Raw genomic sequence first — 17,480 nt, 5'->3', positions numbered from 1 at the left:
GTCGTATCCTTTTATCCTCACTTCCTGGTGCCGCTGTAACTGCTATTCAAATTGATGGCGTGTTACATGAGTTCTCTACAGTTGAAGGTGTTGTAGAAGACGTTACAACAATTATCCTTAATGTTAAAAAACTTGCTCTGAAAATTTATTCAGATGAAGAAAAAACATTAGAAATTGATGTACGCGGTGAAGGGCCAATTACTGCGGCCGATATTACGCATGATAGCGATGTGGAAGTTCTAAATCCAGATCTTCATATTGCAACTCTTGCTAAAGATGCTCATTTACGTATGCGTCTAACTGCTAGACGTGGACGTGGATACATCCCTGCAGATGGTAACAAAAGAGAGGATCAAGCAATAGGTGTTATTCCTATCGACTCGATTTACACTCCAGTGTCTCGTGTCACATACCAAGTTGAAAATACACGTGTGGGACAGGTTTCAAATTTCGATAAGTTAACACTTGATGTTTGGACTGACGGAAGTATTGGACCTAAGGATGCTATCGCACTTGGTTCAAAAATTCTTACTGAACACTTAAACATTTTTGTAGGTTTAACTGACGAAGCTAAAAATGCAGAAATCATGGTTGAAAAAGAAGAAGATCAAAAAGATAAAGTCCTTGAAATGACGATTGAAGAACTTGATCTTTCTGTTCGTTCATATAACTGCTTAAAGCGAGCTGGTATTAATACTGTACAAGAGCTTGCGAATAAGACAGAAGAAGACATGATGAAAGTACGTAACTTAGGTCGTAAGTCTTTAGAAGAAGTAAAACATAAGTTAGAAGAGTTAGGTCTAGGCCTACGTAAAGAAGACTGATTGTAGCTTCGATAAAGGGAGAGGCGTTCTCTTCATGTCTATATGACCCAATTTTGATACTACTTACAAAGGAGGGAACTAGAAATGGGATACAGAAAATTAGGACGTACTAGCTCACAACGTAAAGCTATGTTACGTGACTTAGCTACTGATTTAATTATCAACGAACGTATTCAAACAACTGAAACTCGTGCGAAGGAGTTACGTTCAGTTGTTGAAAAAATGATTACTTTAGGTAAACGTGGAGACTTACACGCTCGTCGTCTAGCTGCTGCTTACATCCGTAATGAAGTTGCTAACGCTGAAAACGGTCAAGACGCTTTACAAAAATTATTTGCTGACATCGCTCCTCGTTACACTGAGCGCCAAGGTGGATACACTCGTATCGCAAAAATTGGTCCTCGTCGTGGAGACGCTGCACCAATGGTTGTTATCGAATTAGTTTAATATTCGAATACAAAAGGGCTCGACGTTTCTTGTAAACATGTCGTTGCCCTTTTTTTCTGTTTACTTTTAGACTATTATATATCTATAAACAATGAGAAATTATAGGTGAACAAATGAGAAAAGATAGTATTAAAGTAGATAACATATCTTTTAAATATCCACAGGCACAATCAAATGCAGTTCATTCTGTATCATTTACTATTAAAGAAAATGAATGGATTGCTATAGTTGGGCGAAACGGATCAGGAAAGTCAACATTAGCTAAACTTTTAAATGGATTAATATTACCCGAAGAGGGTCAAATTGTGATTGATGAGGAAATTAGCTTATCAGAAAAAACAATTTGGGACGTGCGAAAGAAAATAGCGATGGTATTTCAAAATCCTGATAATCAGTTTGTAGGCACAACAGTAATAGATGATATTGCATTTGGTTTAGAAAACCATGGAATTGAGAAAAAAGAAATGGATCGTCGAATTGAAGAAGTTTTAAACATCGTCAATATGAATGAATTTGTACTCCATGAGCCACACTCTCTTTCTGGAGGCCAAAAACAAAGAGTAGCAATAGCAGGAGCATTAGCAATTCAACCAAGTATATTAATATTAGATGAAGCTACATCGATGTTAGATCCTTTCGGTAGAAAAGAAGTAATCGAGACAATACGTGATTTACATAAAGACATTAATATGACTGTTATTTCAATTACTCATGATATAGAAGAAGCAATACATGCAGACCGTATTTTAATTATGCATGATGGTCATTTAGTTCAAAGCGTAACTCCAGAAGAGCTTTTAAAAACAGAGTTTTCTTTAGAGTCGCTAGGATTAGCATCTCCTTTTACAAATAACCTTTCTAGTTTATTAATCGAAAAAGGTTTACCTTTGAGACAAGACCATCTAGAGCAAGAAAGCTTGGTGAGCGAATTATGCAAATTACTTTTGAAAAAGTAGGCTATACTTATCAGCCGAAGACACCTTTTGAGCATCGTGCTCTTTATGATATTGATGTTACGATACCAAATGGGTCATATTATGCTGTAATTGGTCACACAGGCTCAGGTAAATCTACTTTTCTGCAACATTTAAATGGCCTCTTACAACCTACAGAGGGCATCGCTAAAATAGACGATATTACCCTTTTGTCAGATAAAAAAAACAAGAATTTAAAATCATTAAGAAAAAAAGTAGGATTAGTTTTTCAGTTTCCTGAGCAACAATTATTTGAAGAAACTGTAGAGAAAGATATTTGCTTTGGTCCAATGAATTTTGGTGTATCTGAAGAAGAAGCAAAAAAAAGAGCTAAAGATCTAATTGAAAAAGTAGGCTTAAGTGAAGAATATTTAATAAAGTCACCATTTGAATTAAGTGGTGGTCAAATGAGAAGGGTTGCTATTGCAGGTGTTTTAGCAATGGAGCCAGAGGTTTTAGTTTTGGATGAACCAACTGCTGGTCTTGATCCTAGAGGTCAAAAAGCTTTAATGGATATGTTTTACCAATTGCATAAAGAAAAGGGCCTGACGATCATTTTGGTGACGCATATCATGGAAGATGCAGCGAGATATGCTGATACAATCCATGTGCTTCAAAAAGGGACTACATATTTAAAGGGAAGCCCTTTAGAAGTGTTCTCATATGAAAAGGAATTAGAGGAAATTGGATTACAGATTCCACTTTCTTTAAAATTCCACCAAGAACTAAATCAAAAATTAGGCATTAATGAAAAACCTACAAGTTTAACAATCGAACAGCTCGCTAATTATATAGCGAATCTTTATAATGGGGAAACAAAATGAATAGTCTAATTATCGGAAAATATATTCCAATCGATTCACTTATTCATCGTCTAGATGCTAGAGCAAAACTTCTTACAATGTTCATTTTTATTTGTATCGTTTTCTTAGCAAATAATTTTATAACATACGGTATATTATTTTTATTTTCAATTGTAACAGTATTGCTATCAAGAGTACCTCTTAATTATTATTTAAAAGGATTAAAAGCAATCTGGTTATTAGCAGTGTTTACGTTTTTATTGCATGTTTTTACAAATAAAGAGGGACCACTAATTTATCATTTTGGATGGGTCGAAATTCATAAAGAAGGAATTATTCAAGGGATTTATATATCTTTGAGATTTTTTCTTTTAGTTTCAATTACTACTTTACTGACATTAACAACAAATCCAATCGAAATTACCGATGGACTTGAGTCATTATTTAATCCATTTAAAAGGTTTGGTCTACCTGTGCATGAAATGGCTTTAATGATGTCAATTTCCCTACGCTTTATTCCAACGCTTATGGAAGAGACTGAAAAGATTATGAAGGCACAATCGTCTAGAGGAGTGGATTTCTCTTCAGGACCTATAAAAGACCGGTTAAAAGCATTAATTTCTTTACTTGTTCCATTATTTATTCATTCATTTAAACGGGCTGAAGACTTAGCAGTTGCGATGGAAGCTAGAGGTTACCAAGGCGGAGATGGAAGATCAAAGTTTCGCATTATGAAGTGGCATGTACGGGATACAGCATGTTTTGTTGTATTATTGATATTATTTTTACTATTATTGTTTTTACGTAAGTAATGGAGATAAGTTATGAATCGAATTAAATGTATAATTTCATATGATGGCACACTATTTAATGGATACCAAGTTCAACCTAATCAGAGAACAGTCCAAACAGATTTTGAGAAGGTTCTAACAAAAATGCACAAAGGTATTCCAATTAGAATCCATGCATCTGGTAGGACAGATACAGGGGTACATGCAGTAGGACAAGTAATTCATTTTGATAGTGAATATGCCCTTCAACCAGAGCAATGGAAAAGAGCGTTAAATGCACAATTGCCTAAAGATATTAATGTTAGATCTGTAGAAATCGTCGATGATCATTTTCACTCTAGATTTGACGTCGTTCGAAAAGAATACCGTTATTTTATTTGGAATGAAAAAGATGAAAATGTTTTTTCCAGAAACCATCATTATTTTTTTCCTTTTGATTTAAATATTGCTAAAATGCAAGAAGCTTTAGAATGCTTATTAGGTACTCATGATTTTAGTTCCTTTTGTGCATCAAATACAGATATAAAGGACAAAGTACGAACGATTTATAAAGGAAGTATTAATAAAACAGATCAGGGGATTGTCATCGCTCTTGAAGGAAATGGTTTTCTTTATAATATGGTAAGAATAATTGTTGGAACATTAATTGAAGTAGGGCAAGGAAAGCGTGATGTAAAAAGTGTTAAAAACGCATTGTTAGCACGTGATCGAGCCAAGGCTGGCAAGACTTCACCGCCTAATGGACTTTTTTTATGGAAAGTTGATTATAACAACTAATCCTGGTGTAACATTTGCTTGACATTAGAAGGTATAAAGTTTAATATTAAATACGGTATTGTTTTAAGAACCACGATTAGCCCCGGAACCAGTCGTGTTAAAGATAAACAATAAAAACAATTTTACTTTATGTATATTGTATTAGGAGGAAAATAGAATGCGCACAACTTATATGGCAAAAGCTAGCGAAGTTGAACGTAAGTGGTTCGTTGTAGACGCTGAAGGAAAAACTTTAGGTCGTCTTGCAACTGAAGTAGCTACTTTACTTCGCGGTAAGCACAAACCAACTTTCACACCACACGTTGATACAGGTGATAACGTAATCATCATCAATGCTGAGAAAGTTGAATTAACAGGAAACAAATTAAACAATAAAATTTACTACCGTCATACAATGTATGCTGGTGGTTTAAAAGAGCGTACAGCTTTAGAAATGCGTACTAACTACCCAGTTAAAATGCTTGAGTTAGCTGTTAAAGGTATGCTTCCAAAAGGACGTCTTGGACGTGCTCAAATTAAAAAGTTACACGTGTATGCTGGTAACGAGCATCCACACCAAGCACAAAAACCAGAAGTTTACGAACTTCGCGGATAATTATAAAAGGAGGGCATTCACATGGCACAAGTACAATACTATGGCACAGGACGTCGTAAAAGCTCAGTAGCTCGTGTACGTTTAGTTCCTGGCGAAGGACGCGTTATCATTAACGGTCGTGATTTTGAAGATTACATCCCATTCGCTGCATTAAGAGAAGTTGTTAAACAACCACTTGTTGCAACTGAAACATTAGGTAGCTATGATATTTTAGTAAACGTTAACGGTGGTGGATACACTGGTCAAGCTGGTGCAATTCGTCACGGTATCTCAAGAGCATTATTACAAGTTGATCCTGAATACCGCGGAACTTTAAAACGCGCTGGATTATTAACTCGTGATGCACGTATGAAAGAGCGTAAAAAATACGGTCTTAAAGGTGCACGTAGAGCTCCTCAGTTCTCAAAACGTTAATTTTTATTTATACGTTCAAAACTCCTCTCCACTTTGTGGACAGGAGTTTTTTTATTTTGCGGGTTTATTCATCATATATATAATTGAAATTCCTATGTTCAATCCTTCCACTCAACTGCTTCCTTTTCTCTGATCTTTCCTTTGATTGTTGCATCCCTGTTGTTATTCCAAAATGAAACGGTTTTTTTTACTCGCACTTCTATTCTTTGCTCTCCTCATTGTTCAATAATGGTCAAGCATTTAGCTTTTTTGAAACTTTTTATAATTATTTTAAGAGCGTTTGTAGGTTTTTGTATTGTTTTGTAGGTTTGCATTTAAAATTAGTTATGTATTTCATTTATATATATGAAAGCGTTAACAAGGGGGATTTATATGAAGAAATTTGGATTAGCTACGCAAATCTTTGTTGCTCTTATATTAGGTATTGTTGTAGGAGCTTTAGTATACGGAAACGAAAAGGCAATATCTTATATTCAACCGATTGGTGATATCTTTATTCATTTAATTAAAATGATCGTTATGCCAATTGTAATTTCAGCTCTTGTAGTAGCTGTAGCAGGTGTAGGGGATATAAAGAAGCTAGGAAAACTTGGAGGAAAAACACTTCTTTATTTTGAAATTATTACGACGATTGCACTAGGAATTGGAATGCTTGCAGCGAATTTATTCCACCCAGGTAAAGGCGTGGATATGACTCATCTGCAAAAAGGTGATATTTCAGCATATGAACAAACAGCGACGGCAACACAACAAAGTGGTTTTGCAGAGACAATTGTTCATATTTTCCCGAAAAATGTATTTGAATCAATGGCACAAGGTGATTTATTGCCGATTATTTTCTTCTCTGTTTTATTTGGTTTAGGAGTAGCAGCGATAGGGGAAAAAGGGAAGCCTGTTCTTGGATTTTTTGAAGGCGTATTAGAAGCGATGTTTTGGGTTACAAATCAAGTTATGAAAACTGCTCCGTTTGGGGTTTTCGCGTTGATTGCTGTAACAGTTGCAAAGTTTGGTGTAAGTACTTTATTACCACTTGGTAAACTTGTTTTAGCTGTTTATATAACTGTGGCATTTTTTGCTATTGTTATTTTAGGTATTAATGCTAAAATGACAGGGACGAATATTTTTACACTAATGAAGATTTTAAAGGAAGAGCTGATTCTTTCATTTACAACAGCAAGTTCGGAAGCAGTACTTCCAAACATTATGAAAAAGATGGAAGAAATGGGTTGTCCAAAAGCAATTGTATCCTTTGTTATACCGACAGGGTACTCATTTAACTTAACGGGTTCAGCGATTTACCAAGCTCTTGCTGCATTATTTGTTGCTCAGATGTACAATATTCACATGTCATTTATGGAGCAGATAACATTATTATTTGTACTAATGCTTACATCAAAAGGTATGGCCGGTGTCCCTGGTGCATCGTTCGTAGTAGTACTGGCTACACTAGGTTCAATGGGATTACCTTTAGAAGGAATCGCATTAATTGCGGGTATTGACCGTATTTTAGATATGGTTCGTTCTGCAGTAAATGTATTAGGAAACTCGTTAGCGGCCATTACGATGGCGAAATGGGAAGGCGAATACGATAAAGAGAAAGCGCAACAATATATTGAGTCTATTAAGGAATCAAAAGTTGCGTAAAGATGGGAGAAAAAACAAATGGCGGCTACTGAAATTAAACCAAACATACGCATTGAAAAAGATTTTTTAGGGGAAAAAGAAATTCCTGCAGATGCCTACTATGGTGTCCAAACATTACGCGCAGTTGAGAACTTTCCTATTACTGGTTATAAAATTCACGAAGAGCTTATTAAAGCTTTAGCAATTGTAAAGAAGGCAGCAGCACTTGCTAACGTAGAAACAAAACGCCTTTATGAAGGAAATGGTAAAGCGATTGCAGAGGCAGCTCAAGAAATTATTGAGGGCAAATGGCATGATCAGTTCATTGTTGATCCTATCCAAGGTGGCGCAGGAACATCAATGAATATGAATGCAAATGAGGTTATTGCAAATCGTGCGCTTGAAATTCTAGGTAAAGAAAAAGGTGACTATTTCTGCATTAGTCCTAATACCCATGTAAATATGTCGCAGTCTACAAATGATGCATTCCCAACTGCAATTCATATCGCGACTTTAAATATGTTAGAGAAATTATTAAACACAATGAATTATATGCGTGATATATTTGACTTAAAGGCAAAAGAATTTGACCATGTAATTAAAATGGGCCGTACTCACTTACAAGATGCAGTACCGATTCGTTTAGGACAAGAATTCGAAGCATATTCTCGAGTACTTGGTCGTGATATAAAACGTATCGAACAATCTCGTCAGCACTTATATGAGGTAAATATGGGAGCTACAGCGGTTGGGACAGGTTTAAATGCAGATCCACGCTATATTGAACTAGTTGTTAAGCAACTTGCTGAAATAAGCGGATTATCACTTGTTGGAGCTGAGCATCTTGTTGATGCTACTCAAAACACTGATGCTTATACAGAAGTATCGGCTGCTCTAAAAGTATGTATGATGAATATGTCTAAAATTGCGAATGATTTACGTTTAATGGCTTCAGGCCCACGTGCAGGACTTGGTGAAATTTCATTGCCAGCTCGTCAACCAGGTTCATCTATTATGCCAGGTAAAGTAAATCCTGTAATGGCAGAAGTAATTAACCAAGTTGCTTTCCAAGTAATCGGTAATGATCATACAATCTGTTTAGCGTCTGAAGCAGGACAATTAGAATTAAACGTTATGGAGCCTGTTCTAGTATTTAATTTACTTCAATCAATTAACATTATGAATAATGCATTCCGTGCGTTTACAGATAATTGTTTAAAAGGAATTGAAGCGAATGAAGACAGAATGAAAGAATATGTAGAAAAGAGCGTTGGTCTAATCACAGCGGTTAATCCACATATCGGTTATGAAGTTGCTGCGAGAATAGCTAGAGAAGCAATTCTAACAGGAAAACCAATTCGTGAACTTTGCTTAAAATATGACGTATTATCAGAAGAAGAACTTGATTTAATTTTAGATCCATTTGAAATGACTCACCCTGGTATTGCTGGTGCAGTTCTTTTAGAGCGTCAATAAAACAGTCAGCCTTCTGATTTACGCTCACTTTCTATGTTGCTTAGCCTGTTTGCGGTGCTTATACCGCCATGTATGTAAATTTAGCACCGCTTCTCGCTTTGCACATTGAAAGAACAGTCATTTTAAATTAGTTTGACAATTAATTATTACAAAGTAAGGGCGAAAAGCCCTTTTTTGCTTAACTAAAAAAGATAAAAATAAAATAAAATAGATAGATAAGGGATGGGATTATATGCATAAATTCAAGGTAGGTTCGAATGGTGAAGTGGAGACTACCTTGCGAGGTGCCGAATTATTAGGTGTGCCAATGCTTAATAAAGGAGTTGCATTTACTCAAGAGGAACGAAAAGAATTAGGTTTAACAGGATTATTACCGCCAGCTGTACTGACGCTGGAGGAGCAAGCTAAACGTGCTTACGCGCAATTCTCGTCACAACCTACTGATTTGCATAAAAATGTTGCATTATCAGCTTTACATGATCGTAATGAAACGTTATTTTATCGAGTACTAACTGATCACTTACCAGAAATGCTTCCTGTTGTTTATACACCAACAGTTGGTTTAGCGATTCAACGTTATAGTAATGAATATAGAAGACCTCGTGGTTTGTATTTATCGATTAATGAAGAAGATGGTATCGAACAAGCATTTGATAATTATGGCGCAAATGCAGATGAAATTGATTTAATCGTTATTACTGACGGTGAAGGAATATTAGGAATTGGTGACTGGGGAGTTGGAGGTATTAATATCGCAATCGGTAAATTAGCGGTATATACAGCTGCGGCAGGTATTGATCCAGCACGAGTATTACCAGTCATTTTAGATGTCGGTACTGATCGCGAAGAGCTACTAGATAATCCATTTTATGTTGGAAACAGACATCCTCGCGTTCGCGATAGCCGATATGATGCGTTTATTGATAAGTTTGTAACGACTGCAGTCGAAAAATTCCCAAATGCATTACTTCATTGGGAGGATTTTAGCTCTAAAAATGCGCGAAACATTTTAGATAGGTATCGTCACCAAGTTTGTACTTTCAATGATGATATTCAAGGTACAGGAGCTGTATCACTTGCAGCTGTGCTAGCGGCAGTGAATGCATCTGGTATTCCATTAAGTGAACATCGTGTAGTTGTATTCGGTGCAGGAGCAGCAGGTATTGGAATAGCAGATCAAGTACGTGATGCAATGGTACGTGAAGGCCTTTCATTCGAATTAGCAAACCGCAGATTCTGGTGTATTGACCGAAATGGATTGCTTGCAGAGGATATGGAAGGGTTGTTCGACTTCCAACAACCATATGCACGCCCTATCGAGGAAAATAATTCAGGTGCAAGCCTAGCAGAAGTTGTAAGCCAAGTTCATCCTACGATCTTAATTGGTACTTCAACTGTTGCCGGTGCTTTCACAGAAGAGATTGTAAGAGATATGGCAGCACATGTTGAAAGACCTGTAATTTTACCGATGTCCAATCCTACACCACTTGCAGAAGCAAAGCCTTCTGATTTAATCAAGTGGACTGAAGGAAGAGCATTGGTAGCAACAGGAAGTCCTTTTGCTCCAGTAACATATAACAAAACGGTTTATGTAATTGGTCAATCAAATAACGCTCTTATTTTCCCAGGCTTAGGACTTGGAACAAATGTTTCACGCGCAAGTATTATTACTGATGGAATGTTTGCAGCGGCAGCAGAAGCTGTAGCGGAAATGATCGATGTAAGTAAATTAGGTGCACCATTACTACCTCAAATTGAGAATCTACGTACTATTTCAGAAGTAGTTGCGATTGAAGTAGCAAAAGCAGCAGTTGCTGACGGGGTAGCTCGAGTTGTACACGACGATATTGAGCAAGCTGTACGTAACGCTATGTGGGAGCCTGCATATCGACCTATTAAAGCTACTAAAGAATTGGTCACTATATAAAAATAAAAAATACAGCTTGTTTCATCAAGCTGTATTTTCTTATGAAATTTAGTAGTATGGAGGATCATTGTGTTAATAACAACAAGACGATATACTAGTAGCAAAAATCAGGAAGTGGCGGATTTGAAATCTAAAGGATTGCAAGGTAAAGATTTCTGGATTGTTATTGCACTTATGGTTATTGTTCCGATAGCCGGTGAACTAAACTTTCATCCATTTGATAATATATTTCGTGTTAGTTTTGGAACCCCAATTTTTTTCTTTTCTTTATTGTATTTTAGGAATTATCATTCTGTTCTAATAGGGCTGTTAATAGGCATATCTGTTTTTGTATTCCGTGTTGGACTAGATTGGTTAGTATTGACAGATTTTAATTTTGCTTCATCCTTTTCGGTCAGATTTCCTACTTTTTTATATTATTTTTCATTTTCCGTTTTCTTTTATTTATTAAAAGTAAATCAGTTTCAGCACCCTTTGCTAATAGGAATTTTCGGTATTACGATTGAGATCACTTCTAGTTTAATCGAATTAATACTGCAACTTTATGGAATGGGATCTTCACTTACTGTGGATGAGTTAAACAAAATTATTATTATTGCGGTGTTTAGAAGTTTTTTTGTATTAGCATTTATCAATATGATGAAGCTTTACGAACTAAAACTGAAGGAATCACAAACTCGTAAAGAGAATGAAAATATGCTTATGCATTTATCCAATTTGTACGTAGAGTCTGTTTATTTGAAAAAAACATTACAAAATGCCGAAACAATAACAAAAGAATCCTACAATTTATATCGAGACATGAGTAAGTACAAACAAGATTTAGGCGTTCCAATCGAAAAATGGGGTAGCAAATCTTTAAGAATTGCAGGAGAGGTTCATGAAATAAAAAAGGATAACCAAAGAATTTTCGCTGGACTTTCTAAACTAATTACTAGTGAAAGTTTGCCTGAATATATGAGTGTAAATGATTTAGTCACAATGGTTATACGAATTAATCAAAAATATGCAGGCATGCTAGGAAAAAAAATTGAGTTTGTTTCTCATATAAAAGGAGAACATCCGCACTATCATATTTATCTAATGCTATCATTTATTAATAACTTAGTTGCGAACGCAGTTGAAGCTATAGAGCTTAAAGGGAGAATTCTCTTATCAATAGAAAAAGCTGAAGATTGGATTGAATGTAAGGTTATTGATAATGGACCTGGAGTTCCTTCAAAAAATATGAAGCTTATTTTTAAACCTGGGTTTACGTCTAAATATAGCGATGATGGAACCCCTTCTACAGGAATTGGTTTATCCTATATCAAAGAAATGGCAGAAGAACTGGGAGGAGAAGTTATTCTCAATCAAAAAGAGAGTGAATGTATTTTTACGATCCGACTACCAATCGGAGCTCTCGTCTTAGAAAGGATGAATTTATGAACTTTTATATCACAGATGATGATGAAGTCTTTCGATCGATGTTATCACAAATCATAGAGGATGAAGAGTTAGGTGAAGTGGTTGGTGAGGCGGAAGACGGCTTTTTTTTAGATACAAATACACTCGAAATAAATCATGTTGATATATTATTTATTGATCTATTAATGCCTCTTCAGGACGGTATAGAAACAATACGGAGAATGGGATCTTCATTCAAAGGGAAAATTATTATGATTTCTCAAGTGGAGTCGAAAGAATTGATCGGAGAAGCTTATTCTCTTGGTATCGAATATTACATTACTAAGCCGTTGAACAAAATTGAAGTGATATCGGTTGTTAGAAAGGTCTTGGAGCGAATTCGACTTGAGCGATCGATTCTTGATATTCAAAAGTCATTAAGTAATGTTTTTGATGTAAATTCAATCAATCAACATAATCCAGTATCTGATAAAAAGAAAATTACAGATTGGGGACAAGTTCTATTATCAGAACTTGGCATAGCTGGAGAAAATGGGAGCAAGGACTTGCTTGATATGCTCAATTACCTCTATGAATATGAAACGAATTTGGGCTTAGAGGCAGGGTTTCCTACATTAAAGGATATATACACTCACATCAGTTTGAAAAAGCTAGGGATTGTAAATTCTCCAGAAGACGTTGAGCGGGAAAGGAAATCATCAGAACAACGAGTTCGTAGGGCAATTTATCAATCTTTAAACCATATGGCATCAATAGGACTGACAGATTTTGCGAACCCTAAATTTGAAAATTATGCTTCAAAGTTTTTTGATTTTGAAACAGTTCGTCAAAGAATGAGTGAATTGAAGCAAGTATCCTTGGCTTCATCAACGCATACTCGCATTAATGCAAAGAAATTTATACAAGTTTTATACTTTGAATCGAAACAACTTTTAGTTGAAAGATATTAATAATAAAATTTTATCTGGCCCTCAAACGCTTTTGAGGGCTTTTTTGTATATGATTACTTTCTGGAATAAACTAAATAGTATACTCATATTCTAAAATGATTAAAAATTAAAAAATTCTAATAATTCATTCTTGAATTGTAGCATAGAAGAGTTTTAAAAGAATAAAATAATATACCTTAATAAATTATACCTATGGCCATCTAGGTTAGGGGTGATGTACATTGGGCTTAATCGACTGGATAATGGGTAAAATGAATTTTCAATCAAGTACTAGTTCTTTTGAGTTATTAAATGATGAAGGGGATGGCCAATTAACATTAGGCGATACATTATTTAAGAATGATGTGATCAGGGCATGTATTAGACCTAAAGCTAATGCAATTGGAAAACTAAAAGTAACGCATGTTAGAGAAAATAATAGAGAATGCAAGATTAACCCTGATCCATGGATTTATAATGTACTGCAAGAGCCAAATCCATTTATGTCTAGGCAATTACTTTTAGAGAAAATGGTAACTCAGCTTGACCTAAATAGTAATGCGTTCGCATTTATAAAGCGAAATGATTTTGGCTATCCTACCGCTATTTTTCCTATTCCTTGCACGAAGGTTGAAGTGCTCGAAAATAATCAAGGTTTGATCTTTTTAAAATTCACATTCAAAACTAAAAATGTACTAATTTTACCTTATAGCGATATCATTCATTTAAGAAAAGATGTTAATAGTAATGATCTATTTGGAACTCCCCCATATGATCCTTTACTTCCTTTATTAGAAGTGATTGATTCAGTAGATGACAGTATCGTCAATAATGTAAGTAACAATCGTTTTATGAATTGGTTATTAAACTTTAAGGAAGTACTTGATCAAGATGATCTGATTAAGAATACGAATGAGTTTGTAAACAATTATATGAAATATACAGGAGATGGTGTAAAAGCAGGTTTTTCGGAGCCAACTTACACTTTACAACAAGTACCCGCAAGTAACTATGCACCAGAGCCCCAAAGAACTAATGATGCAATTAGACGAATCCTTATGTTTTTTAATACGAATGAAAACATAGTACAGAGTACATTTAACGAGGACCAATGGAATGCGTATAATGAAGCCGTAATTAATCCATTAGTCATCCAGCTGAATAATGAATTTACACGTAAATTCTTTACTCCAGCGGAGCGAAAAAATGGTAATCGGATCGTTTTTGAAGCATCTAACTTAGAATTTGCATCAATTGCAACAAAATTAGCATTTTCAATTATGGTAGAACGAGCTTCCTTAACTCCTAATGAATGGCGTTCCTTAATGGGAATCGGACCAATCCAAAGAGGAGATGTTCCACTGCTAAAAACGGATACTGCTCCAATCGATCAGAAAGAAAGAGATAGAGAATTTGAGTTGCGCGTTGAAAGAGAAAAGAAACGCGAAGAAGAAATTGAAAAATGCAGACAAGAGTGTTTAGAAGAATGTAAACAATTTAAAGAGTTTTGTATGGAACAACAGAAGAAACTGTTAGAAAAACCAGAAACAGACGATAAAAATAGTTAATTAGATAAAATAGAGCTATTAACTAATTATTAGTTAGGCTTTTTTTTTTTCAATTAGAAAGTTGGCATAGGTTAGATAGATAGGATACTTGTCCGAACACTTTTTCTATTGGTTCATATAGTAAAGTAAAAGCTAATATTAAACCAATTTATGGAGTTGTTTATATGTTTGAAAAAGATGCGATTATTACCCTATTAGGTAGTTCTGGCGGAGTGGCAAAGGCAGTGCTTTCTATATTTAATAAAGCGGCAAAAGATCCAAATGATCCGCTCCAACAGATAATAAAAAATGCCAGGTTTCATTTAATTGATTTGAAACAGAAAGATTTAACCTATTTCGAAAGGATTATTCCTAACCTAATAGAAAACGTTACATTTCATGAAATGAATGTTAATAATATTGATTTAATGAAAAAACATCTCATAGAGAGTAATACAGTTATTGTAGTTGATGTTTCTAGAGCGGATTCTGTTGAAATGTTGCGCTGCTGTAATGAGTTTGGTGTGAAATATGTCAACACTGCTTTAGAAAGTGAAATAGTAGATGAGGATGAAAGCATTAGTTCTGGGTTCCCACTTAAAGAACGCTTACGTATCTTCGAGGAAAATAAACGAAAGTTTAAAAATACTACAGCAATTATTGGTTCAGGAATGAATCCTGGGATTGTGCAATGGATGGCAATCGATTTAATGAACCAATTCCCTTCCGAAAAACCTCTTGCATGTTACATTGTTGAACATGATAATTCTTTTTATGAAAACCCTTCAATCGCTCAAAAAGAAACAATATACACCACATGGTCCCCAGATTGCTTCCTAGAAGAGGCAGTCACAAGCTTTCCTATGTTTGTTAAACAAAATATTCCCATCTTCTTGTATGATGATGTTTATTCCGTTGAGTTTAAAGTAACATTGGGGGAAAAAGTCTTTTATGGTTGTCTTATGCCACATGAAGAAGTATTTATTATTGGCAAATTGTTCAACTTAGAAAGCGGTTTTGTGTATCGTGTTAATGAGCATACAACAAATCTAATTAGAAATAATTTAAAAAACACTGACGAAATATTGGGTTTTGATAAAAAGCTTCTAGATCCTTCAACAGCTCCATTAGTAGGAGAGGACGTAGTTGGAGTTTTACTTGTGTACGAAGATAAAGAGCGCTATATCTATAATGTGATGAACAATAAAGATTCATTCACTAATTACGGTACAAATGCAACCTACCTTCAAGTCGCTTGCGGAGTTTATGCAGGAGTTGCAAGTTTATTTTTGGATTCTGTAGCAAAAGGTGCCTACTTTGTAGATGAGTTAGTATTAAATACAAATAGTAATTATGGACAGTATTTAAAATATCATATGCCTCAGTTTGTATATGGAGAAAATGAAAAAAGTGATGGATTACTTTTACAAAGAATGAAAACATTCGATCATTAAAAATGCGAAAGAGGGTAGGAAGTTTTTTAAAGACCCCTCTTTTTATTTTATTTAACTACGAGTAAACCATTTAAGTCTTGAAAATTTTCTATTATATAAAATCTTTGTTTTTTGTGAAAATTACTATTTTTTTATGGAAGAAATTAAGTATGTAGTTTTTGAATGAAGCACACCTTTTCGTCTTAGACTATGGCTACGGGGAGGTTTCATCATGAATCTTATAACAAATTTCCGAGAAAAAAGAAGAGCAAAGCAAATTAAATTTGAAAAGAGTTTATTAAAAGAACTAAAAATAATGCAATTAAAAGCCCAATTAAAGGATTCGTTTTCCTATTGTATAGACGCAGACATTAACCAAAGAAAAGCAAGAGAGGATTACTGTTTCGAGTTAGCGGTAGAAACATATTTATTGGGTGCAAGATATAGCCGCTTTGGTTTTTATGGTGAACCAATTGAGAATGTTAAAAGAAGATCAGCTAAAGAATCTGAATGGTTAGCTTATTTATTTTATTCTTCTGTATTTGGTCGTAAGGATGATATTCAAACAGAACCATTTGACCGATGTAAATCTTTTTTAAATAATTGGTGGTTAGATGGATATGTAAAAGGAGAAAGAAGACATAGACTTCGTTTATCAAAGTAAGTCATATTCTTCCTAGTTGTCCCATATATTTTTTATAGGACAATCAGGGGGAGAAAAAATGAAAAGATGGCACTTAATCGTTATCATTGTAACCTTTGTTTTTTTGATTTTGAGTATACCTTTATTACAAAAAACTTCAAAGACATGGAATTTTAGAGGACTTCCTCTAGATGGAAAAGTGATTGTGTTGGATGCTGGGCATGGTGGACCAGATGGAGGTGCTTCAGGTGGAGATGTTATTGAAAAAGTTGTTGCTCTGTCAATAACAAACAAACTGAGGGATTATTTACAAGGTCAAGGCGCAACGGTTATTATGACAAGAGATGGAGATTACGATCTAGCAGAGGATGGAATGAAAGGATATAGTAGAAGAAAAAGCGTTGATTTAAGGAAAAGGGTAGAAATTATTAATGGATCGGACGCAGACCTATACATATCAATTCATTTAAATTCCTTACCAAGAACATCTTCAAAAGGTGCACAAACATTCTATTATGGTTCATTAATTGAAAATGAGCGATTTGCAAAATACGTCCAAGCAGAGCTAAGGGAAAGTCTAAATAATACCCATCGATTAGCGAAAATTATTAATCATGTTTATTTGATGAAATATTCCAAAGTACCAGGTGCGCTTGTAGAAGTTGGCTTTTTATCAAATTATGAAGAAACTCAGCAGTTAAGAGATGAAGAATATCAAGATAAACTGGCTGCAGCTATATATAGAGGGGTTATTAGATATTATACAGATAAAAATGAACCGCCGAATTAATCGGTGTTTCAAACTATTGGCAAACGCTCGCTTTCTTCGTTACTTCGTCTGCTTACGGTGCTCATTACCGTTTAAGGTAA

17 protein-coding genes are annotated in these 17,480 nt (G+C 34.9%); all 17 read left to right on the top strand.

The window, feature by feature from the left end; translation table 11 throughout:
• On the top strand, positions 1 to 824 hold an 824-nt coding region (locus BM319_RS24160; RefSeq protein WP_091024994.1), incomplete at its 5' end, for a DNA-directed RNA polymerase subunit alpha.
• Positions 825 to 908: 84 nt separating this feature from the next.
• Positions 909 to 1,271 (top strand): 50S ribosomal protein L17, encoded by a 363-nt coding sequence (gene rplQ / locus BM319_RS24155; protein ID WP_056467487.1) that lies wholly within the window; start codon positions 909 to 911, stop codon positions 1,269 to 1,271.
• A 113-nt stretch (positions 1,272 to 1,384) separates the two neighbouring features.
• Positions 1,385 to 2,227, top strand: coding sequence for an energy-coupling factor ABC transporter ATP-binding protein (locus BM319_RS24150; protein WP_091024993.1), 843 nt, complete (start codon positions 1,385 to 1,387; stop codon positions 2,225 to 2,227).
• On the top strand, positions 2,203 to 3,069 hold the full coding sequence (locus BM319_RS24145; protein WP_091024991.1) for an energy-coupling factor ABC transporter ATP-binding protein: 867 nt from the start codon (positions 2,203 to 2,205) through the stop codon (positions 3,067 to 3,069). The genes BM319_RS24150 and BM319_RS24145 overlap by 25 nt, the downstream gene beginning before the upstream one ends.
• Positions 3,066 to 3,860: a cobalt ECF transporter T component CbiQ gene (gene cbiQ, locus BM319_RS24140; protein ID WP_069033620.1), complete on the top strand. Its 795-nt coding sequence runs from the start codon at positions 3,066 to 3,068 to the stop codon at positions 3,858 to 3,860. Before BM319_RS24145 ends, cbiQ begins: the two co-directional genes overlap by 4 nt.
• Positions 3,861 to 3,872: 12 nt before the next feature.
• The gene (gene truA, locus BM319_RS24135; protein WP_069033621.1) at positions 3,873 to 4,616 is read left to right on the top strand and encodes a tRNA pseudouridine(38-40) synthase TruA; all 744 of its coding nucleotides are present in this window, start codon (positions 3,873 to 3,875) and stop codon (positions 4,614 to 4,616) included.
• Positions 4,617 to 4,773: 157 nt separating this feature from the next.
• Positions 4,774 to 5,211 (top strand): 50S ribosomal protein L13, encoded by a 438-nt coding sequence (gene rplM / locus BM319_RS24130; protein ID WP_056467502.1) that lies wholly within the window; start codon positions 4,774 to 4,776, stop codon positions 5,209 to 5,211.
• A 21-nt stretch (positions 5,212 to 5,232) separates the two neighbouring features.
• Positions 5,233 to 5,625, top strand: coding sequence for a 30S ribosomal protein S9 (rpsI, locus tag BM319_RS24125; protein ID WP_056467505.1), 393 nt, complete (start codon positions 5,233 to 5,235; stop codon positions 5,623 to 5,625).
• Positions 5,626 to 5,997: 372 nt separating this feature from the next.
• Entirely contained in the window at positions 5,998 to 7,269 is a 1,272-nt protein-coding gene (locus BM319_RS24120) for a cation:dicarboxylate symporter family transporter (protein WP_069033622.1), read from the top strand.
• An 18-nt stretch (positions 7,270 to 7,287) separates the two neighbouring features.
• A complete protein-coding gene (aspA, locus tag BM319_RS24115; RefSeq protein WP_091024988.1) occupies positions 7,288 to 8,724 on the top strand; it encodes an aspartate ammonia-lyase in 1,437 nt (478 codons plus the stop codon).
• 232 nt (positions 8,725 to 8,956) lie between these two features.
• Positions 8,957 to 10,651, top strand: coding sequence for an NAD-dependent malic enzyme (locus tag BM319_RS24110; RefSeq protein WP_069033624.1), 1,695 nt, complete (start codon positions 8,957 to 8,959; stop codon positions 10,649 to 10,651).
• A 114-nt stretch (positions 10,652 to 10,765) separates the two neighbouring features.
• A complete protein-coding gene (locus tag BM319_RS24105) occupies positions 10,766 to 12,079 on the top strand; it encodes an ATP-binding protein (protein ID WP_439097779.1) in 1,314 nt (437 codons plus the stop codon).
• Entirely contained in the window at positions 12,076 to 13,008 is a 933-nt protein-coding gene (locus tag BM319_RS24100) for a response regulator (RefSeq protein WP_069033625.1), read from the top strand. Before BM319_RS24105 ends, BM319_RS24100 begins: the two co-directional genes overlap by 4 nt.
• 221 nt (positions 13,009 to 13,229) lie before the next feature.
• Complete coding sequence (locus tag BM319_RS24095; RefSeq protein WP_091024982.1) at positions 13,230 to 14,555, top strand: phage portal protein; 1,326 nt, start codon at positions 13,230 to 13,232, stop codon at positions 14,553 to 14,555.
• A gap of 164 nt (positions 14,556 to 14,719) precedes the next feature.
• Positions 14,720 to 15,988 carry a saccharopine dehydrogenase family protein gene (locus BM319_RS24090; protein ID WP_091024980.1) on the top strand — a complete coding sequence of 423 codons (1,269 nt, stop codon included), beginning with the start codon at positions 14,720 to 14,722 and terminating at the stop codon, positions 15,986 to 15,988.
• Between the two features lie 211 nt (positions 15,989 to 16,199).
• Complete coding sequence (locus BM319_RS24085) at positions 16,200 to 16,631, top strand: DUF2521 family protein (RefSeq protein ID WP_069033628.1); 432 nt, start codon at positions 16,200 to 16,202, stop codon at positions 16,629 to 16,631.
• A gap of 58 nt (positions 16,632 to 16,689) precedes the next feature.
• On the top strand, positions 16,690 to 17,400 hold the full coding sequence (gene cwlD / locus BM319_RS24080) for an N-acetylmuramoyl-L-alanine amidase CwlD (RefSeq protein WP_069033629.1): 711 nt from the start codon (positions 16,690 to 16,692) through the stop codon (positions 17,398 to 17,400).
• Positions 17,401 to 17,480 lie beyond the last annotated feature (80 nt).

It is taken from the genome of Bacillus sp. UNCCL81, from assembly GCF_900112535.1.
Taxonomy (GTDB): Bacteria; Bacillota; Bacilli; order Bacillales; family Bacillaceae_G; genus Gottfriedia; species Gottfriedia luciferensis_B.
This window is presented reverse-complemented; position numbering and strand designations above follow the sequence as displayed.